The 22139-nt window shown below is 37.4% G+C and carries 22 protein-coding genes; 7 read left to right on the forward strand and 15 right to left on the reverse strand.

Features of this window, described 5'->3' with window-relative positions; all coding sequences use genetic code 11:
- The first annotated feature begins 124 nt into the window (after positions 1 to 124).
- Positions 125 to 1294: an SAM-dependent methyltransferase gene (locus MKY94_RS18685; RefSeq protein WP_342577572.1), complete on the forward strand. Its 1170-nt coding sequence runs from the start codon at positions 125 to 127 to the stop codon at positions 1292 to 1294.
- Positions 1295 to 1320: 26 nt separating this feature from the next.
- The gene (locus MKY94_RS18690; protein ID WP_342577573.1) at positions 1321 to 1587 is read left to right on the forward strand and encodes a hypothetical protein; all 267 of its coding nucleotides are present in this window, start codon (positions 1321 to 1323) and stop codon (positions 1585 to 1587) included.
- 366 nt (positions 1588 to 1953) lie between these two features.
- Here the strand turns inward: MKY94_RS18690 and MKY94_RS18695 are convergent, their stop codons facing one another.
- The 7 genes from MKY94_RS18695 to MKY94_RS18725 form a co-directional block, all read right to left on the reverse strand.
- Complete coding sequence (locus tag MKY94_RS18695) at positions 1954 to 3246, reverse strand: FtsX-like permease family protein (protein ID WP_144539458.1); 1293 nt, start codon at positions 3244 to 3246, stop codon at positions 1954 to 1956.
- Positions 3236 to 3934 (reverse strand): ABC transporter ATP-binding protein, encoded by a 699-nt coding sequence (locus MKY94_RS18700; RefSeq protein WP_144539457.1) that lies wholly within the window; start codon positions 3932 to 3934, stop codon positions 3236 to 3238. The genes MKY94_RS18695 and MKY94_RS18700 overlap by 11 nt, the downstream gene beginning before the upstream one ends.
- 356 nt (positions 3935 to 4290) lie before the next feature.
- A complete protein-coding gene (locus MKY94_RS18705; RefSeq protein ID WP_151112393.1) occupies positions 4291 to 4788 on the reverse strand; it encodes a PCYCGC motif-containing (lipo)protein in 498 nt (165 codons plus the stop codon).
- A gap of 11 nt (positions 4789 to 4799) precedes the next feature.
- Positions 4800 to 6176 carry a class II fumarate hydratase gene (gene fumC / locus MKY94_RS18710; protein WP_144539453.1) on the reverse strand — a complete coding sequence of 459 codons (1377 nt, stop codon included), beginning with the start codon at positions 6174 to 6176 and terminating at the stop codon, positions 4800 to 4802.
- A gap of 19 nt (positions 6177 to 6195) precedes the next feature.
- On the reverse strand, positions 6196 to 7131 hold the full coding sequence (locus tag MKY94_RS18715) for an HD-GYP domain-containing protein (protein ID WP_144539451.1): 936 nt from the start codon (positions 7129 to 7131) through the stop codon (positions 6196 to 6198).
- A 142-nt stretch (positions 7132 to 7273) separates the two neighbouring features.
- Complete coding sequence (locus MKY94_RS18720) at positions 7274 to 8812, reverse strand: flotillin family protein (protein WP_144539650.1); 1539 nt, start codon at positions 8810 to 8812, stop codon at positions 7274 to 7276.
- 21 nt (positions 8813 to 8833) lie between these two features.
- Entirely contained in the window at positions 8834 to 9346 is a 513-nt protein-coding gene (locus MKY94_RS18725) for a hypothetical protein (protein WP_144539449.1), read from the reverse strand.
- A gap of 285 nt (positions 9347 to 9631) precedes the next feature.
- On the opposite strand from MKY94_RS18725, the gene MKY94_RS18730 reads away from it, so the two are divergent.
- Positions 9632 to 10252 (forward strand): DUF47 family protein, encoded by a 621-nt coding sequence (locus MKY94_RS18730; protein ID WP_144539447.1) that lies wholly within the window; start codon positions 9632 to 9634, stop codon positions 10250 to 10252.
- Between the two features lie 11 nt (positions 10253 to 10263).
- Positions 10264 to 11262 carry an inorganic phosphate transporter gene (locus MKY94_RS18735; RefSeq protein ID WP_144539445.1) on the forward strand — a complete coding sequence of 333 codons (999 nt, stop codon included), beginning with the start codon at positions 10264 to 10266 and terminating at the stop codon, positions 11260 to 11262.
- Between the two features lie 39 nt (positions 11263 to 11301).
- Here MKY94_RS18735 and MKY94_RS18740 read toward each other — a convergent pair whose 3' ends face one another.
- Positions 11302 to 11934, reverse strand: a complete 633-nt coding sequence (locus MKY94_RS18740) for a pentapeptide repeat-containing protein (RefSeq protein ID WP_144539443.1) — start codon at positions 11932 to 11934, stop codon at positions 11302 to 11304.
- Between the two features lie 154 nt (positions 11935 to 12088).
- Between MKY94_RS18740 and MKY94_RS18745 the strand changes: the two genes are divergently transcribed.
- Positions 12089 to 14221, forward strand: a complete 2133-nt coding sequence (locus tag MKY94_RS18745; RefSeq protein WP_342577574.1) for an MMPL family transporter — start codon at positions 12089 to 12091, stop codon at positions 14219 to 14221.
- A 153-nt stretch (positions 14222 to 14374) separates the two neighbouring features.
- Here the strand turns inward: MKY94_RS18745 and MKY94_RS18750 are convergent, their stop codons facing one another.
- Both MKY94_RS18750 and MKY94_RS18755 read right to left on the reverse strand, forming a co-directional pair.
- On the reverse strand, positions 14375 to 14980 hold the full coding sequence (locus MKY94_RS18750; RefSeq protein WP_151112389.1) for an alpha/beta hydrolase: 606 nt from the start codon (positions 14978 to 14980) through the stop codon (positions 14375 to 14377).
- A 74-nt stretch (positions 14981 to 15054) separates the two neighbouring features.
- Positions 15055 to 16074 carry a beta-carotene 15,15'-monooxygenase gene (locus tag MKY94_RS18755; protein WP_342577575.1) on the reverse strand — a complete coding sequence of 340 codons (1020 nt, stop codon included), beginning with the start codon at positions 16072 to 16074 and terminating at the stop codon, positions 15055 to 15057.
- Between the two features lie 98 nt (positions 16075 to 16172).
- Here MKY94_RS18755 and ade point away from each other — a divergent pair, with 98 nt between their 5' ends.
- Positions 16173 to 17921 (forward strand): adenine deaminase, encoded by a 1749-nt coding sequence (gene ade, locus MKY94_RS18760; protein ID WP_342577576.1) that lies wholly within the window; start codon positions 16173 to 16175, stop codon positions 17919 to 17921.
- A 361-nt stretch (positions 17922 to 18282) separates the two neighbouring features.
- Here ade and MKY94_RS18765 read toward each other — a convergent pair whose 3' ends face one another.
- Both MKY94_RS18765 and MKY94_RS18770 read right to left on the reverse strand, forming a co-directional pair.
- A complete protein-coding gene (locus MKY94_RS18765) occupies positions 18283 to 18657 on the reverse strand; it encodes a DUF3221 domain-containing protein (RefSeq protein ID WP_151112385.1) in 375 nt (124 codons plus the stop codon).
- A 12-nt stretch (positions 18658 to 18669) separates the two neighbouring features.
- Positions 18670 to 19137: a hypothetical protein gene (locus tag MKY94_RS18770; RefSeq protein ID WP_144539431.1), complete on the reverse strand. Its 468-nt coding sequence runs from the start codon at positions 19135 to 19137 to the stop codon at positions 18670 to 18672.
- Between the two features lie 412 nt (positions 19138 to 19549).
- Between MKY94_RS18770 and MKY94_RS18775 the strand changes: the two genes are divergently transcribed.
- Complete coding sequence (locus MKY94_RS18775) at positions 19550 to 19924, forward strand: nucleotide excision repair endonuclease (RefSeq protein WP_144539429.1); 375 nt, start codon at positions 19550 to 19552, stop codon at positions 19922 to 19924.
- 34 nt (positions 19925 to 19958) lie between these two features.
- Here MKY94_RS18775 and MKY94_RS18780 read toward each other — a convergent pair whose 3' ends face one another.
- The 3 genes from MKY94_RS18780 to MKY94_RS18790 all read right to left on the reverse strand — a co-directional run bounded on the left by MKY94_RS18780 (position 19959) and on the right by MKY94_RS18790 (position 22038).
- Positions 19959 to 20951 carry an NAD(P)/FAD-dependent oxidoreductase gene (locus MKY94_RS18780; protein ID WP_342577577.1) on the reverse strand — a complete coding sequence of 331 codons (993 nt, stop codon included), beginning with the start codon at positions 20949 to 20951 and terminating at the stop codon, positions 19959 to 19961.
- Between the two features lie 34 nt (positions 20952 to 20985).
- Positions 20986 to 21378, reverse strand: a complete 393-nt coding sequence (locus tag MKY94_RS18785) for a thiol-disulfide oxidoreductase DCC family protein (protein ID WP_151112381.1) — start codon at positions 21376 to 21378, stop codon at positions 20986 to 20988.
- Positions 21379 to 21558: 180 nt separating this feature from the next.
- Complete coding sequence (locus tag MKY94_RS18790) at positions 21559 to 22038, reverse strand: TraR/DksA C4-type zinc finger protein (protein WP_144539423.1); 480 nt, start codon at positions 22036 to 22038, stop codon at positions 21559 to 21561.
- Between the last annotated feature and the right edge of the window lie 101 nt (positions 22039 to 22139).

Consider the following 22139-nt stretch of genomic DNA (forward strand, 5'->3'; position numbering starts at 1 on the left):
ATTCTGATAGCATAAAAGAGTATTAAGTGTTTTCTCTCGTCTCATAAAGGAACTTCTTTACCTACGTAATATCTCGTTGTGATACACTATTTTCAAGTATCTTACGAAAAAGAAGGCGATATTAATGGAATTCCTAGAAATGAAAGAAAAGGTATTAGACCAAATTTTATCTAAACAGCTTATTCAGGCGACTGTTAGTCAACCAAGGGCTAAATCAAATGAAATTAAACGTGTAAAATTAAAACCTATTGAGATAAAAAATATGTATCATATCCAATTAGAATACCAGTACGAACGTATTTTAAAGCACGAAAATATTCTATTAGAAGAGTTTCCTGCTATATGGGAGAAGTTACTGGAGGATTTCCGTCAATTCCATGCTGATTTTCTTGAGGAAAAGCTTCAAATACAACTCTCTAAGAAAAATAAAGTTATGTTTAAAGCTGAAAAAACAGCTTCTGTTAAACAAGTGAATTTGTCTCATAACCGCAAAAAAAATTATTTGTTAGACGAGCACACACCTTATCCTTTTTTAATTCGTTTAGGGGTACAAACTGCTGAAGGAAAAGTGAAAAAACAAAAGTATGATAAATTTAAACAAATTAATCGCTTTATTGAATTCATTGATGATACTCTTGTTTACTTACCAAAGGATAAAACGGTTAGAATCCTCGATTTTGGCTCTGGTAAATCCTATTTAACGTTTGCGCTATACCACTACTTAAAAATTGAAAAGGGCTTAGACATTCGCGTCACCGGGCTTGACTTGAAGAAGGAAGTCATTGAGGAATGTTCGCAAATAGCTAAAGACTTAAACTATGATCAGCTTGAATTTTTAGTAGGAGATATCAATGATTACAACGAAGAAACTGCCGTAGATATGGTTGTCACCTTACATGCCTGTGATGTAGCGACAGATATGGCACTAGCGCGTGCAGTCAAATGGAATGCGAGTGTCATATTAAGTGTTCCTTGTTGTCAGCACGAATTGAACAAACAGCTCGAAGCACCTAATTTAGATATCATGTTGAAGCATGGTCTCATTAAAGAACGCTTTTCAGCACTAGCAACAGATTCTATTCGAGCGGAAATCTTAAATATGGTAGGATATGAAGCTCAATTAGTGGAATTTATAGATTTAGAAAACACACCAAAGAATATTTTAATACGTGCTTATAGAACAGGACATAAGCCAACCTCTAAACAAATGGAAGCCTATCAACAATTTAAACAGATGCTAAATGCTCAGCCATTTTTAGAAAATGAATTAAAGGAATACTTGACGACGAACTAACCACTTCATTTCAAGGAGAGAAAATAGTGAAAGATCCTACTTACCAAAAAGTTGCCTATGGCATCGTTATGGCTATTGCGGTGATTATTGTCCATTTCTTAAATGTAAGAATTTATCCACTCCACCCGATTCTTTCTTTTGTCATAGCCATTTTAATAATATACGCAGGCATTACAGCAGTTAAAAAATCAGGGAAATTTGAACAGACGATTTCAAGAATGAGATATAATTTATTAAATATGATTGTAGTATTTGTACTATTCATCGCATATTTTACTATTGCCGCATCCTAACACGAAATGCGCAAGCGCCTATGTTTGCCCCGACAAGCAAATGGGGAAATGCAAGGTGGCTGCTCTTCGGCCACCGCTGCTTTACTCCATTTGACCTCGAGGGGCAAGGCGCTGGAGCTAGACAAACACGAAATGCGCAAGCGCCTATGTTTGCCCCGACAAGCAAATGGGGGAATGCAAGGTGGCTGCTCTTCGGCCACCGCTGCTTTACTCCATTTGACCTCGAGGGGCAAGGCGCTGGAGCTAGACAAACACGAAATGCGCAAGCGCCTATGGCTGCCCCGACAAGCAAATGGGGCAATGTGCTGGAACTGGAACAAAAAAGTGAACAGATACCGTAATGGTACCTGTTCACTCTTTTTTGTCTTATAGTTCTTGTCTTAAGGCTTGAATTACGTCAATTTTAGTTGCTTTCTTAGCTGGTCTCCAGCCGGAAATCATTGCTACGCCTATACTTATGAAAGAAGCAATTGCAACAAGCTGCCAAGGAATTAATGAAAAAGTAAGTGCCATGCCCTCAATACTCTCTTCCTCTAATGCCATTCCAACTACGATTGGCAGTACCCAATTTGCTAAAAAGCTTACTGCATAAGAGATAATGACCGCCAGCACAGTCCCTATAATTCCAATCCAGGCACTTTCCATCAGGAAAAGGCGTCTAACTAGTTTAGGACTTGCTCCTATTGCTTTCATAACACCAATTTCTCTTGTTCTCTCCGTTACTGCCATTGTCATAGTATTGAAGATACCAATAGATGAAATTAAAACTGCGATAGTACCGATAAATATAAGACCTATTTTAAATACCATGAAAAACACGTCTAACTGCTCTAGCTGTTCAGATACAGAGTAAACGCTGTAACCCATTTCTTTTAACTCTTCCGTCACTGCTTTCACATGCTCTAGGCTTGCCGTATAAATGGTAGTTCTAGTATATAAAAAGTTCTCTGGTATCTCTCCAACATTCGTCTTATATGCTGCTACTAACTCGTCCATCCAACTATTGTCTATAAGTATATTTTGGTCCACTATCCAGTCTCTTGCTGGTTGAGCTGCAACCCCTACAATCGTAAACGTCCATTGCTCTGGGAATACTTCCTCTTGATCATATGGCTGTAAGGATAAGGTGACTTCCTTGCCTAGAATGGAGCCCTCATATCCTTTGGGCATATCACCTTCTTCTCCTCCCTTTTCTTCCCATGTTGATCGCTCTTGTTCGGTCCATAAATTTTCTGCAAAATGATAACCAACTACAATTTCCTTATCATTTGTAGGCATTCTACCTTCAGATAGTTTAAGATTTGATTTTTTTTCTTCCTCAAAGTCTGTCATCAGGGCATTCCCGTATATTGTTCTATCATCTAGTTGAAACAAGTTTTGTGTTTCTATACTGGTTCTTTGAACAACTGCACCAATAGACTCTATATTTTTTATTTCCTCATAGTCAATGCCATCTTCCTTTTCATATACTTCTATCTCCGTGATAGCTTGGTCCTGGAGAATTTCAGTACGCATCATATCCTGTACCCCAAACCCGATTGATGCTAACACGATTAAAAATGCGCACCCCATTGTCGCTGCAAGTACAGTCATAAATACTCTTAGTTTATTTTTCTTAATATGCTGGCTCACAAATTCTAATTGATCTTTAAATAACATGAGACATGTCCTCCTTTTTCAACTCTCCATCGTGCATCTTAAATTTACGGTGAGCAATGCTTGCTACTTCATCGTCATGTGTAATAATGACAAAAGTTACCCCCATAGTCTGATTTAAGTCCTGGATGAGCAGCAGAATGTCTTGTTCTGTTTCTGAATCCAGGCTACCTGTTGGTTCATCTGCCAATAAAATAGGCGGGTTGGTTATCAAGGCACGAGCAATACTTACTCGTTGCTGCTGACCACCGGACAACTCATTAGGATAATGATCAGACACAGATTCCAACCCAACCTTTTTCATAAGTTGGAGGACACTAACTTTGCGTTTTTTAGGTGATACCCCCTTCAGCTTTAAAGGAAGCTCAATATTTTCGAAAGCAGTCAATCCTGGCATAAGTTGAAAGCTTTGAAAAATAAAGCCAAAATTGTTTAAACGAAATTCTGCTCTTTCTGTTTCATTTAATGCAGCCGTTTCTTGCCCATTAATAATAATGGATCCTTGTTCTGGACTCATAAATCCTGCTATTGTGTTTAATAAGGTAGATTTACCAGAACCACTCTTTCCTACAACCGCTACTATTTCTCCCTCTTGCACATTAAAGGTTAGCCCTTTTAGTACCGGTACCTTCTTTTCCTTTCCTTTCTTTCCTATTAAAAATGTATGATTAACATTATTTACGTGTATCATGCCTATTCCCCTTTCATATTTTGCTATACACTCATTCTAGCCAGCCTTTCTTAACATTTAAGAAGGATAAAGATGAAGAATTTCTTAAGATTGTATATAACTTTATGTAGATAGGGTATTTTCGACACAATCCCATGTCACTTATAAGCAAATAACAGATAGTAACGATAAAGTAATGGCCATCTGATTTTGTGGAAACCGACGACCGATTGTTAGAAAGTAATACTGCATCAACAAGCAAACACTCCCTTTTCTCATTTTCAGGGGACTTTCAAGATAAGTCTTTAAGGGGTCAATGTGCTAAGACAAAAAAACTGCTCCCCTCTCACTGTTAATGAGATAGGAGCAGTACTATTTTAAGATGGCATAGGTGTGTCTGTTGGTTTTGCATAGCCTTCTTTATATGCTTCGTCTATCGCTGCGCGAATTTCAGTAAGTGACTTACCTTCTTGAACCATTTTGATAGACGTAACGGCTGTTTCTAAACAAGCGGCACAGCGTGTACCATGGTCATCCCAGACTACTTCGCCATTTTCTTTAATTTCATCGACGAAACAGTTGAAATTGCTTTTATGGCCAGCACTATCGCCACATCCGCAGTAGCAAGGCATCCATTTAAGGACATCATTTGCTTTTGCAGCTGCCTGATAGATTAGTTGCATATCTTCAGATTGTTCATTCAAAAACTCTGGAAGCACGTCTGTAGACGACGTGGTTTCTTGAATATCGCCGTTATCTAAATGAGTCACATGGTCGTGCTCCATGTGTTCTTTCTCTTCTTTACTCTCTTCTTTTTGACTGCATGCGGCAAGAACCAATATAGAACAACATAATATAAATAGAATTTTTTTCATATTAACCTCGATTAAATCATTTTTTCTGGTCGTACAATTTCATCAAACTTGTCAGCAGTTAAAAGCTCTAGCTCAATTGCTGCTTCTTTTAAAGTAGTGCCATTTTTGTGGGCATGCTTAGCAATTTTCGCAGCATTCTCATATCCAATGTATGGATTTAAAGCAGTTACAAGCATTAAAGAATTGTTTACGTGATGTTTAATTGTTTCTAAGTTCGGTTCGATTCCAACTGCACAGTTGTTATTAAAGCTAATGATTGCATCACTTAATAATCGCACAGATTGTAGGAAATTGTGAATGATTACAGGTTTAAATACATTTAACTGGTAGTTACCTTGACTCGCCGCAAAACTGATGGATGTATCATTCCCCATAACTTGAGCAACAACCATAGTCATCGCTTCACTTTGAGTTGGGTTAACTTTACCAGGCATAATAGAGCTTCCTGGTTCATTTTCAGGAATTGAGATTTCCCCAATACCAGAACGGGGACCACTTGCAAGTAAGCGGACATCATTAGCAATTTTCATTAGGTCCGCTGCAAGAGCCTTAACTGCACCATGTACATAAACAACATCGTCATAGCTTGTTAAAGCGTGGAATTTATTTTTTGCTGATGTAAATTCAATTCCTAGTGCCTTGGATATTTCGGCTGCCACTAGGTCACCAAAACCTTTTGGGGCGTTCAAGCCAGTACCTACCGCTGTCCCTCCAACAGCAAGCTCTTTCATATCTGCCACAGCTGTTGTAATCATTTTAGAAGATTTCTCTAGCATTCTGTGCCAGCCACTAAATTCTTGACCGAGGGAAAGGGGTGTTGCATCTTGTAAATGTGTACGTCCAATTTTAACAATATCCATGAACTGTTCAGATTTTTTACCTAACGTCTCTTGTAGAACATCAATTGCAGGTAAAAGATCTTTTTCGACAGCAAGAACACCTGCAATATGAAGTGCAGTTGGGAATGTATCATTTGAGCTTTGTGATTTGTTTACATCATCATTAGGGTGAAGTCTCTCTTCACTACCTTTTTCTTCTAATAGTTGATTGCCTCGATTGGCAATCACTTCGTTAACGTTCATATTAGACTGTGTACCACTACCAGTTTGCCAAACAACTAATGGGAAGTGATTGTCTAATTTTCCTGCAAGTATTTCATCTGCTGCTGCTGCTATAGCATCTTTCTTTACTTCTGATAAATTACCAAGAGAGTGGCTAACGATTGCTGCAGATTTTTTTAATAGAGCTAGTCCATGTACGACACCAATCGGCATTTTTTCTGTGCCAATTTTAAAGTTTTCTTTAGATCTTTGTGTTTGTGCTCCCCAAAGACTGTCTTGTGGAACTTTAATTTCTCCCATAGAATCATGCTCAATACGATAAGACATTTTTTCTCGCTCCTTTTCTTTACCATTGATTATTGTGTTCTTCTAACATTTTAAGAAATTCATCTAGAACCTTTGGGTTAAATTGAGTTCCCCTACCATCCTTCATTTCCTGAATGGCTTCTTCAAAGGTCATTGCACCCCGATAGACCCGGTTAGTTGTCATTGCATCAAACGCATCTACAACCGAAACTATAGATGATTCCAAGGAAATTTCATTACCCAGCAGTCCATAGGGATACCCTTTTCCATCATACCTCTCATGATGCTCTTCGACAATAAAAGCAGCTTCACGAATACGTGGAATTTCATGATTCCTCATTATTTCTGCCCCTAATGTCGTATGCATTTTTATAATTTTCCATTCTTCCTCTGTAAGCTTTCCAGCCTTATTAAGGATTTCAATGGGAATTGCTAATTTGCCTATATCATGAAAATAGGAGCCTAAACTTAATCTATCCACCCCTTCACCATTTGGCCTCATTCTTTTCCAAAGCTCGATGGAGTAATCTCTAATTCTTGCACAATGGTGATAAGTATATCCATCCACCTCCTGAATGCGCAGAGCATCCCGATGAATTATACTTCTTTCTGAAAAATTTCTTTCAAAATAGTTAGATGTCATTTCGATTAAAATCTCAACTATATCCTTTGCATGACACGTTATGAGTGCATCATAAAATTTTGGTTCAATTACATCACCAGGGCTCAAAATTACTTGTTCGTCACACCAATTTATTTTTAATCTACCAGTTATGATAGTATATTTCTCTATATAATTCTTAGTATTATTTTGTTTACTGTATATCCATGAGGTACTTGCAGGCGTCAGTGTATAAAGGGCATATGAAATATTATTAGAACTACCAATATAAGTAGTAACCGTTTTGTCTGTGATTACTTTTGGTAGACTTTGCTTTTCTTTAATATCTTGAAGTTGCTCTCTTGTAAGTATCATTATTCCTCCGGAGTCCAACAAAATTCGACATTCTTAACCTCAATTATACAATTAGTTACCTACAAAGGAAATATATACATAAAAAAAGAAGGTTCTCCAGTCATTGAGAACCTTCTTTTAAATACTAATATTGTTAGAAATATTATTTAACTTCTTGAACTTCACGTACTTCCTGTTCATCCTTGGATTTTTTTACTTCCTGAGTTAATTGTTCAATGCTTGGGCGAATATTTCCTTTCCCCGCATAACTCTCGAGCATCTCCTTCACATCGATTCCGGAGGAAGCCTTTAAAGTTTCTTGAAGTGTAGACATCAAATTAGTAGCGTAAGAGGTAACCTTGTTAGCACCGCCGCCTTCTCCACCACCAGTGTCTACTACAGTTATTTTATCAATATTCGAAAGTGGGCTAGCAATTTGTTTTGCATATTCAGGCAACATATCTACAACCATATCCAAAACTGCGGCCTGACCGTACAGATCAAACGCTTCAGCAATTTTTCGTTTTGCTTCCGCCTCTGCAAGACCTTTAAGTCGAATAATATCTGCCTCAGACTCCCCTTGTGCACGCTGAGCGTCTGCTTTAGCTAAACCATCCAAACGAACTTTTTCCGCATCTGCTTTTGCCTTTGCTTCAATTCGATATTTTTCTGCATCGGCTTCGGCAATTTCACGTGATTTGGATGCAGCTGCATTTTGTTCGATAGCATAGCGATCTGCATCCGCTTTTTTCTTAACCTCTGAATCATATTGCTTTTCACGACGTAGTATCTCTTTTTCTTCCAACTCAATTTGCTTTTGACGTTCGATAATTTGAATTTGCATTTCCTGCTCGGTTACTTCCTGCTTAGACCTAGCTGTTTCTAACTCGTAGGCTTGGTCTGCACGTGCCTTCGCAATATCTTGCTCACGTCTATATTCAGCAACCTTTAACTGGTTGTCTTTTTCCGCCTCTGCTATTTCTGTCGCTCGCTCAATTTCTGCCTTTTGAGCATCCTTGGAAGCCTCTGCTCGCTTGATGCGCGTCTCTTTTTCTGCCTCAGCTGTTGCGATATCCGCATCACGCTTAACTTGTGCGATTCTTGGTTTCCCTAGTGAATCCAGGTAGCCATTTTTATCGCGAACATCTTTAATCGTAAATGAAACAATGACTAATCCCATTTTCGCTAAATCTTGTGAAGCTACCCGTTGTACTTCCTGAGAGAACTTATCTCTATTTTTGTAAATTTCTTCTACTGTCATAGACCCTAGAATAGAACGTAAATGACCTTCCAGTACTTCTTTTGCTTCATTTTCTCTATCCTGCTTTGATTTCCCTAAAAACTGCTCAGCTGCTGTAGCAATTTCTGAAATTGAACCACCAATTTTTATAATAGCTGTCCCGTCAGCCATAACTGGAACTCCTTGTTCAGTATAAACTTCTGGGGTGGTTACTTCCAATTTGCTTGATAAAAGACTAAGTGGCTCGCCTTGCTGGAATACTGGAAATACAAATGTACCTCCACCGCGAATAATTTTAATGCGATTACCCGAATCATCTGTATGGACGTTTTTCGAACCCAAATAGCTGCCTGTAACTATTAGTGCCTCATCTGGCCCAACTGTTCTATATTTTGTTACGTAGACTGCCAACATTATTAATAGAACAAATACAACTACTCCTATAACTATTAACATTTCCATTCCCACTATAATTCCCCCTTTTTATTTTATAAAAGGCACATATTCTTTGACTAAAAAAGTGCCATCTTTCACTTCAATTATTAAAACCTGTTTATCATAATTTATTTCTTCATTGTCAAAACCTGTTGCTCTTTTTGCAATTAAACCGTTAACTGTCTCAATAATGATTTCACCATACCCATTTGAGGGTATAGGAACAATAACCTTTGCGACTTGCCCTTGTAAAGATTCGTTTGTATAGGCTGTGGATACTTCTGCAGAAGCAAGGGGTAAAAGGACAAAAAAGTAAAGCAAAAAGGTTAAAAGGACTGATATGACAACAGAAACAGCGATTATTACAATTTCACTCCAATTAGTTAGCTTCATAAGAATGAATCCAGCAGCACAAATAAATAATAGGAAGGAGAGTACCGTTGTCGGATTAAAAAATCCCATTTCCAAGCCATCTATTGCATCTGCAAATAACACATAAAGAATAGTAAGAAGACCAATTACAATTAAGCCGTATAAGAAAATTTGATCTATTTTTCTCACCCCTTTACCAGTTTATTGATTGCTTACTAGTTATACGTATCTAATACAAAGAAGTTTCAAAATTTAACAATAATTGATTGGTTATTTTTACAAGTTATTACCGTCAAAGTTCGTCAAAATTAGGCTTTTTCGCCTTTTATTCCCCCTTTATCTACACTGAAATGTTACAGAATTGTAAATTTCGCAAATTTCAAGTAAAAAGTGTGTAGATTTTGCATTTTTTTTGGTATGCTATTTGAGGTAAATTCATAGCAACAATACATTCTCAAAGTCTAGGAGGCTTTTATGATTAGTTCAAAAAAACCAGATCCTTTTTTCTTGTCCCTGTTAAAAATTGCAGAAAATGTACGTGAAGCCACTCATTACGCAGATGATTTCCGTATTAATAATGCTTCAGATTTAAAAGAAATTAGCTTACACCTTAAGAATTACGAAACAGCTGGGGATACATTAATTCATGAATTAATCGTTATGTTGAACAAATCCTTCATGACACCGATTGAACGTGAAGATATTCTGGAATTAGCAATCCGAATGGACGATATTTTAGATGGAATCGACAATTTCACTGCGCATCTGGAGATGTTTACTTTAGTTGAAATCGATGATTCAATGCGTACCTTCTTAGGGTATATCGTTAAGAGTACTGACGAAATTGTTAAAGCGATGGAGCTTTTAGCTCAGAAAAAATTACTTAAAATGCATGAGCATTCCATTCTCATTAAAGATTATGAGCGCAAATGTGATGAGGTACTTCGCTCTTCCATTAAGCAATTGTTCTTAAACGAAAAAAATCCAATTCGCATTATTCAATTTAAAGATATATATGAACAATTAGAAGATATCGCAGATTATTGTCAAAACGTAGCTAATACGCTTGAAACAATTATTATGCGTAACGCGTAGGAGTTTCAGTAATGGATACTATTTTTATACTAACAATACTAGTTGTATTTTTTGCACTTGCCTTTGATTTTATTAATGGTTTCCATGATACCGCAAACGCAATTGCTACTTCAGTTTCTACAAGAGCTTTAAAGCCTAGAGTTGCTGTTTTAATGGCAGCTATTATGAATTTTGTAGGAGCTTTAACTTTTACAGGAGTTGCTAAAACAATTACAAAAGATATAGTCGATCCTTTTACTCTTCAAAACGGATCGTTAATCATTTTAGCGGCTCTTCTTTCAGCGATTATTTGGAACTTAGTTACTTGGTATTACGGAATTCCATCTAGTTCGTCCCACACTTTAATAGGCTCTATTGCTGGAGCAGCTATTTCTGCTGCTGGATTTGGGGTTTTGAACTATAATGGTTTTACCAATATCTTAATCGCATTAGTTTTATCCCCATTCCTTGCTTTAGCAATCGGATTTTTAATGATGTCTCTATTTAAAGTTATTTTTAAAAAGGGAAGCTTGTATGGGACAAACAAAAGATTTCGTATTTTTCAAATTGGTACAGCGGCATTACAATCGTTTACTCATGGTACAAACGATGCCCAAAAAGCAATGGGTATTATAACAATGGCTCTAATTGCTGCCCAATGGCAGGCTACAGATGATATCCAACTTTGGGTTCGTATTGCTGCAGCAACCGCAATGGGTCTTGGTACTTCTATCGGAGGATACAAAATCATCAAAACAGTTGGTGGTAAAATCATGAAGATTCGTCCTATTAACGGGGCGGCAGCTGACTTATCATCTGCTATGATTATTTTTGGTGCAACAACTATTCATTTGCCAGTTTCTACAACACACGTTATTTCATCCGCTATTATGGGGGTTGGAGCAGCACAACGTGTGAAAGGCGTTAAATGGGGAGTTGCTAAAAAAATTGTCTTAACTTGGATTATCACTTTACCTATTTCTGCTCTAGTAGCAGCTATCATCTTCCAAATCTTAAATTTATTCTTTTAAATAATTAAAACCTCGTAATTGAATACGAGGTTTTTTCTTTTACTCTTTTATGATTACTCCTAACGATTTGGCAAAGCCTATCGCTTGCTCCATGGACACAGTGCATCCCTTAAGGTCCTCCATTGATACTATTAGATTTTCATAAGTTGAGGTACTTAAGTCAATTCCATTCAATGAGGTATCTGTAAAGTTTGCCTCGTTTAGTTCACAGTTTTCTAGCTCTACCTGTTGAAAGGTTGAATCTACAAAATCTGCATGATTCAATATGCACTTAGTAAAAGACACCTTTTTTAACTTAGAAAAACTTAAATTTAAGTAGTTTGCGAGGTTCTCCACCAGCCTGACATCTGTTAGTCTGCCGTCAGTAATGTTAGCTCCAAAAAGCTTACACTCGATAAATTCCACTCTGTGGAATAGTGCTTGGTCCATTACTACATTAGATAGATCACACTTTTCAAAAATACAATCAATAAACTCTACCTGGTAAAAATGTAAGCTCTCAAATGATGCTTGCTGGAAATGAATTTGATCAAAAACGACTCTTTCCTCCCACTCGGTAATCCCCTCCAGTGAGCTAATAGTTCCGTTAGATATATAGTAATCCTCCTCTAAAGCATCTTTTATGTTAATAGCCTCTAATTCTTCTCTACATTTTGGAGCTGTAATTTTCAAGGTTACTCCTCCTTCAAAAGTTTACTCTTATCATAGCATTATATTAGCAGTTGAACTTACTTTCTATTACAATAAAAAGGAAACTCTACCACTTTGATCTTACTGTTTAAATTGTAAGCTATATATTATTTGGCTTTACCTAAGGAGGAAATATATGAAGTTTTTAGCTAACCTAGTGACACGTCACTATAAAGTCACTTTGGGAATATGGATCATCCTGTTTGCCGCTCTCGCCTTTTTTGCCCTACGTCTTCCGGGTTTATTGGAGGGCGACGGTTTTAAAATGGATGGAGAACATCAGAAAGTAATGGATGAGCTTACGGAAACCTTTGACCTTCCAGCAGAGACGCTCTTTGTTGTATTTGATAAAACATCGGAACAACAAATCGAAGAAACGTTAAATGATATAGAAGATTTAAAGATTGTAAAGGACATTCAATCACCATTAGAGAATCCTGCTCTACATAAGGAAAATGTATCCTATGCAATGCTACATTTTAACAATGATACTGAAAGTATGTCTGAAGTAGTAGATGAAATTCGTGAATCTATCGGCAACCAAGAGGGCATCACCTTAACCGGTGCAGCTGCCATCAATAAAGATATTAATGCCGCAAGTCAAAAGGATTTAGCTAGTGCCGAAGCCATAGGTCTTCCGATTGCCCTAGTCGTGCTGCTCCTTGCATTTGGAAGTGTGGTAGCCGCCCTGGTTCCAATTGCTATCGGTATTGTAACGGTAGTTTCCGCACTTGGAGTCCTGACATTCTTTGGTGGATCCCTAGACTTATCTATTTTCGTATTGAACATAGTCCCAATGCTAGGGCTAGCACTTAGTATTGATTTTGCATTATTGCTCATCAATCGTTATAAGGAAGAGCTCGCCGAAAATTCTGTTATAGAAGCAGTACAAATTTCTGTAAAAACAGCGGGTCGCTCTATTATTTTTTCTGCGCTTTGTGTATTTATTGGCTTAGGAGCCATGTTTGTTTTAGAAGTAGAAATCTTTCAAAATATTGCTCTTGGTGGAATGTTAGTTGTTGCTTTAGCAGTTTTAGGCTCAATTACACTCCTACCTGCCTTACTCATGGTATTAGGAGAACGCATCAATAAATGGACCCTTCTTCGTGTGAAGCCTGGTGCTACTACTAAATGGAGAAATTTTGCCTCCTTCGTTATGAAGCGACCGGTCACTTTAATAATTGTTGCTTTGGTATTGCTAGGAATTGGTATAATTCCAGTTAAAGAGATGACGTTAACAATTCCATCTGTAGATTCTCTTCCAGAGGACTATGATTCGCGACAAGCGTATGAATTGATGGAAGATGAGTTTGATATGGGGGACCAGTCTACGATCTATGTAATTGCTGATCGTCCAGATGGTTGGGAAAATACAGATGGACTAAACTCAATTAAGGATTTAGAAAAGCAATTGTTGAACGATCCCGATGTAAAATCGATAGATACGATTTTCACAGCCAGTGAGATATCGACAGTCGAACAATGGGAGCAAAGCATGATGGTTCCTGAAGTTTCTAGTCAGCTTACTCCACTAGTAGAGACATTTATACAAGAAAACAAATTAATGATTCCTGTCACATTAGGGCTTAATGGCTCATCCGATGAAGCACAGGATTGGGCAAGGGAATGGGCCGACAAAGATATTGGTACAGATATTTTAATAGGCGGTCAACCGAAGTTCAACCAAGAAATATTCGATGAAATATTTGATAAGGTTGGGATTCTCCTAGCGATAATACTTGGCTCTACCTTTGTCATACTAACTGTTGCATTCCGTTCAGTGCTAATCCCTTTAAAAGCTATCATCATGAATGTTATTGGTTTGGCTTCGACGTTTGGCATACTGGTTTATATATTTCAATATGGTCATTTTGGTTTAGAGGAAACGACTATTGCTTTAATTATTCCGGTAATTGTCTTCAGTCTAGTGTTTGGGCTAAGTATGGATTATGAGGTATTCTTGATATCACGCATTCAAGAGGAGTACTTGAAGCATCACAACAATACTAAGGCAACGGTAGATGGGTTGACCTCTACTAGCAAAATTATTACCTCTGCTGCGTTAATCATGATTGTCATTACTGGAGCATTTGCCTTCACAGAAGTAATGCCTGTTAAGCAAATCGGTATCGGTATAGCTATTGCTGTGGCTATAGATGCTTCCATCATACGCTTGCTTCTAGTACCAAGCCTGATGAAGCTCTTCGGTAATTGGAACTGGTGGTTGCCTTTTAGAAAAGGACCTTACAAAGCAAAGAACTTTCATTAAGTTGAAGTTACAAACTAATAGTAAAACATCATGGTTTAAGTGAATGATGCGATTGCCATTACTTAAATAAACACGACACAATAAAAAAAGCCTAGTAGATATTCAAAACCTACTAGGCCTTTTTATGCTTTATCGTGAGCTGAACAATTTTTCTTATAAGTTCTTTTTATACCATTCCTTAGCAGCTTGCACTTCGTCTTGCGTCAATTGGTGACCATATTCATGCCAATATAGTTCTACGTTTGCTCCTGAATCCTGCAATATATCTCTCAGTTCTTGGGATTCTGGTGCTGGACACATAAAATCATTCTTCCCTGCCCCGATGAACACAGGCGTACCAGGCATTGTTGGAACCTCTACGCCGCGTCGTGGCACCATTGGGTGATGGAGAATCGCACCCTGGAAGACATCTTTGTATTCAAACAAAAGGTTTCCTGCAATATTGGCTCCATTTGAATAACCAATTACAACTACTTTATCACGGTCAAATTTGTAATTATTAGCCGCTTCTTCGATGAAGTTTTTTAACTCCTCTGTACGGGCTTGTAAGTCCTCAAGATCAAATACGCCTTCCGCAAGACGTTTAAAAAATCGTGGCATTCCATTTTCTAATACATTCCCACGTACACTTAGAATATTTGCAGAGCTGTCTATTTCCTTTCCTAATCCCACTAGGTCATGCTCATTTCCACCTGTACCATGCAGTAATAATAAGGTCGGTTTCGAAGAATCCTCACCTTGCATAAATAAATGCTTCATAACAATAGCTCCTCTTTTATCTCGAATTTGAGATAATTATAGCCAAGTTATAATCTCTCGTCAAATAATGTGTTTTACTGCACTTTTAATAGTTCCATCAGCTTCGTCGGTTCATCTACACGGATGGCGAATTGTGTCACCCTCTTTTCCTTGCCCATGAACATAGTCGCCTCTACAGGCTCCTGTAAGTGTATTATTGCCTGAGGCTCTAGTGGTTCAAAATCACGATACATAAATTTAAGGACATTTTTATCTGGTAAGGGTGCACCCCATTCTACTTCTTTAATCAGATGAAGAGGGACAATTATTCGAGCACTTAGTCCTTGTGTCACATACAATTTTTCGTCTTTTATCTCCGCTGGGTGTAGTCGAGTCACTTGAATGTCAGCTAAGAAATAGAAAACACTATAAATATTTAAAGCTAATAGGACCAAAGACAATATAACAGATTTATCATGTAGCCACCAATGAAGACCAATTGTTTCAATAACAATTGCATGAATAAGCATTATATTAAAGGCTATATAGCTTGTCTTTTTATGCAGGGTAATTACATTTGGATGACTCGGGGCCTCCTTTTTCCAAGTAAAAATTGCATAATAAAACATTAAAAATTCGGAAATGATAATACGGATAAGAATATTTTTTGTAACTACTTCCTTAACAGAAGGTATCAAGCTATATAGTGCCGAAGTCTTCATATCAGTCATATGCAATTTAATCTTTGGAATCTTGTAAATGACTAGAAAAACTAGGCTTAACTCTGCCAAAATTAACAATACTTCAAAAGCAATACCAATATAAAGCAACCCCGAAAACGGAGCAAATAATTCAAAAGGTATAAAAAATCTAGCTATGAACACACCACCAACCATAAGACCGATTACTTGTTTGATAGAAATTTTAAAGGTGGCATAGACTAATAAAGGTGCTACAATAGCTAAATCAATAAGAGACCCTATTGCTACGCCACTGTGAAGTTGAAGTGAAAAGAAGTCCTGCACCTGTGGGCGATACAATAGAAAATTAGACAGAAGCACGAGCAAAAGAAAGGCTAATGCAATATTGGCGGCCTGTGTTTTTCGATAAATCATCTCTATTCCCCCTATACGATTATAATTTCATTATAACTTTCCTTATACTCGCAGTTCTACTAGAATTAGTAAATTATTCAGAAAAGGAGCACGACTTTGTGAACATTAATCCAAAGCAACTAAAAGATAGAATTCTTGTTTCCCAAGGGAAAGCAAAAGCTGATTTTATTCTTCGAAATGCAAAGGTGGCAGATGTCTATTCTTTAGAATGGAGATTAGCAGATATTGTAGTATCCAGCGGAAATATCGTGGCTGTTGATACAACAAACACTTTTGAAGCGAAGTCTGAGGAAGATGCAAAAGGTAAATATGTCATTCCAGGTCTAATAGATGCTCATATACATATTGAATCTTCTATGGTAACTCCATCTGCATTTAGTGATATTCTCCTTCCGCGCGGCGTTACAACAGTTATCACTGATCCACATGAGATAGCAAATGTCTCAGGACCTGATGGCATCCAATTTATGCTGGATGATGCTCAAAAAAGTGAAATGGATATTTTTATTATGCTGCCCTCTAGTGTTCCATCTACTCCTTTCGAAAATTCCGGAGCTGTCTTAAAAGCTGAAGACTTACAACCATTTTTAAGCAAAGAAGAGGTTCTAGGCTTAGCTGAAGTAATGGACTTTCCTGCAGTGCTTTCCGGAGATCCTGAGATGCTAGACAAGCTTATAATGGCCATCGAAGCTAATGTCCAAATAGATGGCCACGGAGCTGGGCTTAAATCAAATCAAATTAGGGGCTACCGAGTGGCAGGAATCCAAACTGATCATGAATGTGTAACTGCCGAGGAAGCATTGGATAGGATTTCACAGGGCATGTATGTTTTGATAAGAGAAGGGTCTGCTGCCAAAAACTTAAAAGATATTCTACCTGCCGTAAATACGCACAACGCTCGTCGATTTATGTTTTGTACTGATGACAAACATTTGGACGAGCTAATAAAAGAAGGAAGTATTGACCATTCCATCCGTCTAGCTATTAACGAAGGTATGGAGCCCTTACAGGCAATTCAGCTAGCAACCTTAAATGCAGCAGAATGCTATAAACTTCACAACAAAGGGGCAATAGCTCCAGGTTTTAACGCCGACTTTTTTATGATAGATAATCTAGAATCATTTCGTGCAGTTTCTGTATGGAAGAATGGGCAAAAAATTGCAGAAAATAACGTGATGTTAAAAAAAGAATCTTTCCAAAACTACCTCTCCAAAGAAATTACAGAGACCGTTCACCTACCTAGACTTTCTGTTTCTGATTTTTCCATTCCTATTACGAACGATGGAACGGCCAATGTAATAGAAATAATACCCAATCAAATCACTACTCGCAAAAAAATTGTCAAAATTCCTGTTTCCGATGGTCTGTTTACTCCTTGTACAGAGAAAGATTTCCTTAAACTTGCAGTGATTGAACGTCATCAAGCAACTGGAAATATTGGTCTCGGAGTTGTAAACGGATTTGGCCTTCAGAAGGGGGCAATAGCAACTACTGTTGCTCATGATTCCCATAACATGATTGTACTTGGGACAAATGATGAGGATATGCTTGCAGCCTGTAAGTACTTGCAAAGTATACAGGGAGGATTTGTAATTATGGATGAAGGAAAGGTAATGGCTTCCCTCGCCTTGCCTATAGCAGGGCTGATGTCAGATAAACCTGCACATCAAACCGTCGAGGAGTTAGAGGCTTTACACGATGCACTACACTTAATACATCCTCATTTAGACTTTCATTTGTTTTTAACTTTATCTTTCGTAAGCCTACCAGTCATACCAGAATTAAAGCTCACTGATACAGGACTTTTTGATGTCGTGAATTTCAAGCACATACCCATACAGGCATAATGCAAAATAAAAGAGCCCCCTTAATACAACTACATCTTAACCATTATTACAGCATATAGGATTGAATCGTCCTTCTAAAGTAGAAATCAGCCTTCTATGGATGCTTTTCCTGTAATTTAGTATTGAGTTATTTATCCAAGCAACTTTCTCATTTCTATGCAACTTATGATTGAAGCGACAGGCGGCGACTCCGGTGGGATGAGGGAGACAGATAAGACATCGCAAACGACGCGTAAGCGACGGTGATGGCTTATCGCTCACCCCACGGAAAGCGTCCGCCTAAAGCGGAATCAGCCTTCTCTTGCTGATTTTGAGTTAGAAAAAAAATCTCCATAGCGATAATCACTAAGGAGATTTGTATTCATTCATCTAACTTTTCAATTGTTTTAGCTTCACCTGAAGCTGGATGAGATTCTTGTAAAGACTCATATCCAACTTTAACTAGGTCATATAACTCGAAATCGTTGCGCTGAGCCATCGAAATTCTAAACCAAGTGGCATTTGTTCCAGCTTCTATCGCTTCTTCTACCGTTAACTGTGTTGCTTCCTCTTCAGTTAAATCTCCTACAACAAGGATACCGCTATCCTCCGTATCAATAATAATTCCAGTAGTATAGCCTATCGGCTGTGTTTGTGTAGGATTATTCTCGAAAAAGTTCATGATGAAGTAAAATGTAGCTCCGATAGCTACGAGTAAAATCGCTATAATAATTACTACAGTCGATTTTCCCTTCATATGAAAACCTCCTTATCTTTTTCCACGTCGGAAGCCTTCTTCTAAAAGATAAGCTTTTGCTTCATCATAGGAGCCAAAGCTTTCTTCTAGGTTGTAGCCATGATAAATATTCCAAAGAGTATCCTCTTGTAAAAGAGTCAATTTAGAGCTTTCTTTGTTTGTCCACTCCTCTTCTACTTCTTCATCAAAGGCTTCTTCCTCCTCCGTTGCCAAGTAGTCAATAGAGTCTTTAATCATTTTACGAAGCTCATCTGCTGATACTTCTCGAATATTCACTAATCCTTTTTCTTTTGCTTCATATTGAGGAAGATCTCCAACATAAACAAAACCATTTCCGTTTGGATGTAAATGGTAGATTACTGTAGTTTTATCGTATAAGCTCTCTTCATAATGGTAGTTAACTCGCTTCATGGATACTTCCTTACGAGTTAGTTCCGGAAATTCTTGAATAATTGCTTCTTTTTCTTCAAATGTTAGCATATGATTCCTCTTTCTTTTCTTATCATTAGTATATTATTATACCATAAACTCTATCCTCTTCGCGTCCACCACTCTGCTACTATAACAAAACAAATGACAACAGCAATTGCTACTGCAAAAAACCATTCTGGTAAGCTGCCCAAATTATAATCCTCCTAGCACATCCACATACCTTACAAATGTGAATACTATTTTCTAAACTAGTTGAGGAAAATAACTTCTCCCCATCTTTCCTAGTGTCACTCTACCCTTTTTTAGCATAATGCTTCTAACTATACATCTTTTTAAAGATCCTTATCTCTGTTGCTAAATTAACTTCGTACCTCGTAAGTTTAATCCTGCCTCTTTCGAATAGATATTACCGCTCCAATGTGATAAACTAAGGGACAGACAATAAGAGGACGTGAGAGAAATGATTAAAATCGAATTACCAAAACCAACTGTAACAATTACTCAACGTAAGCAAGCACTAAATGAAGGAGAAGTTGAAATCCCATCAATTTACGGATTTATCGACTTCCACCAAATTCCTAGAGATAAAGGCGGCATTTTTATGTTTTATAACAAAAATGATGAGCTATTATTCGTAGGAAAAGCACGTAAAATTCGTCAACGCATTAAAAAACACTTTGAGGATAATGTTTCTCCAATGATTAAGCATCGCGAAGAAGTGTATAAAATTAGTGTTTGTGTAGTTGAAGAGCCAATGGATCGTGAAATATATGAAACATATGCCATCAATACATTAAAAGCAAAATATAACATCGATAAAGTATTTTACAAATAAAAATCTCATGCCTCCTAATAGAGGCATGGGATTTTTATTTGGATTCTTCAAAAAGACTGGTACTATGTTTTGGCTGCACTCGAGCTTTTGGGTCTATGAAGGCTTTAATATGACTGATTGCATTAGGGACTTCTCCGAATCCAACAGCTATTAGCTTCACTTTCCCAGCGTGTGTACACACATCACCCGCAGCATATATTCCTTCTACACTTGTTTCCATCTTTTCATTGACTACTACCGAGTTCTTTTCCATCTCGAGGCCCCAGCTTTTGAGTGGTCCAAGCGAGGCAACATTTCCGTAGTTGACTAGCACATGATCTACCGGGATGTTTTCCTCTATCTTGTCCTTACTTACCACTACAACTTCTTGAATACGTTCTCCATCGCCTATTAATTCTTTGATTGCATACGAGGTTTTAACAACTACCTTTGAATTATCTAACTGCTGAACAGATTTTTCATGCGCTGTAAATTGCTCTCGTCGATGACAAATGGTCACACTGGAAGCTATGTCCTCTAGCATTAACGACCAATCTAATGCAGAATCCCCGCCACCCAAAACTAATACATTGGAATTTTGAAAGTCATTTAAATCCCTTACTTTATAATGAAGGTTTTTTCCTTCATATTCCTTGGCTCCAGGCACAGTTAATTTCCGTGGTTGGAAAGAACCAACCCCTGATGTCAGGAGAATTGTTTTTGAATAATGAACCCCTTTATCAGTTTTCAATATAAAATACTCATCCTGCTTTTCAAGCTCGTTTGCAGTTTCCTCTAAACATATTGTAGGATTGCTGTAGGCAGCCTGTTCAACTAAATTAGCTACTAAATCTTTTGCCAAGATTTTAGGCAACCCTCCAATATCATATATATACTTATCCGGATAAAGTTCCATCAATTGACCGCCTAGCTCTGGAAGGCTGTCAATAATCTTAACCTTTAAATCACGGAGTCCAGCATAAAAGGAAGCAAATAAACCTGTAGGTCCTCCCCCTATAATTGTTACATCAAAAACTTCTTGCTTCATGTAATCAATCACCTCATCAATCTATTATTTACTTTTATAAAAAACGGCTTCGTACTTCTGGAGAAGGAAGCATACAGCTATCCTTTTGACCAAACCATTTATATCTATTCTTTGCGATAAATTTGTAAATACTATTTCTAATTGGTCTTGGAACAAATATAAAAATATACATGTATCTCCATATTCCTTCTAAATTTCTACATACCCTTAGCGCACCATCAGAAAATTTATAGACTTTCCCGTCTTCTATGAGAATAAAACTGTCTATATTATGAGAAATACTGTATTGTTCTTTTAATTTCATTCCTGCATCGCTTTGAAGCGCAGCAAATTGAAAATGACCTTTAGAGTCTCTTTTGATTATAAATTGAACACTGGAATCACAAAAATTACACACACCATCAAACATTACGATAGCTTCTGCCATTTTAAATTCCTCCTTGCCTCTAGTGTATCAGAAAGAATTCAGGCTGTTAAATGAGAGTGGTTGATATTTCTTAAGACTTTTGACCGATGCTAAAAAAGACATTGCTTCAACATTCTATAAAATAAAAATTAAAAAATAAAAATGATGCCCAATACCGTATTGGAATTGGCATCATTTTTATCATTTATCCTGCGGTGTATCTGATGATCCAAAGGCTTCCACATCTTCAAAGCTATTTTCAAAATCCCTGATTTCTCTTGCTTCTTTATCCACTGGATGATCAGTATCAGCATTTAGTCTATCCTCTTCTACAGGTCGAAGATCATTTACCTCTTGCTGCGCATGGTCTACACAGGTTAGAGTTGTCGGAACAGCTTCTAATCGTTCAATAGGGATTTGCTTGTCACATACACTACATTTTCCATAAGTACCCTCATCTAAAGCCTGTAAGGCATCTTTAATATCTTCTATTTCTTCTTCTGCATGCTTTCGCAGAGCCAATCTCGTATGTTGGTCAGTTAAATCAGTAGCATTATCAGCAGGATGATTGTCGTAATTAGACAACTCTGTTGTTTCAAATTCCTCATCATTATTTAAGCTTTCCTCTAGTTCGTTAAACCGATCAAGTAAATTTTCTTTTAACTTTTCATATTTCGCCATATCAATTCCTCCTTAACGTTAGTATTAGGATTACCCCAATGTAGGGAAAATAAAACTAATTAGAATTCTTGGAAGTTTCCACTACATGAATTTCGGCTATT

The organism is Psychrobacillus sp. FSL K6-2843, from assembly GCF_038626375.1.
GTDB lineage: Bacteria > Bacillota > Bacilli > Bacillales_A > Planococcaceae > Psychrobacillus > Psychrobacillus faecigallinarum.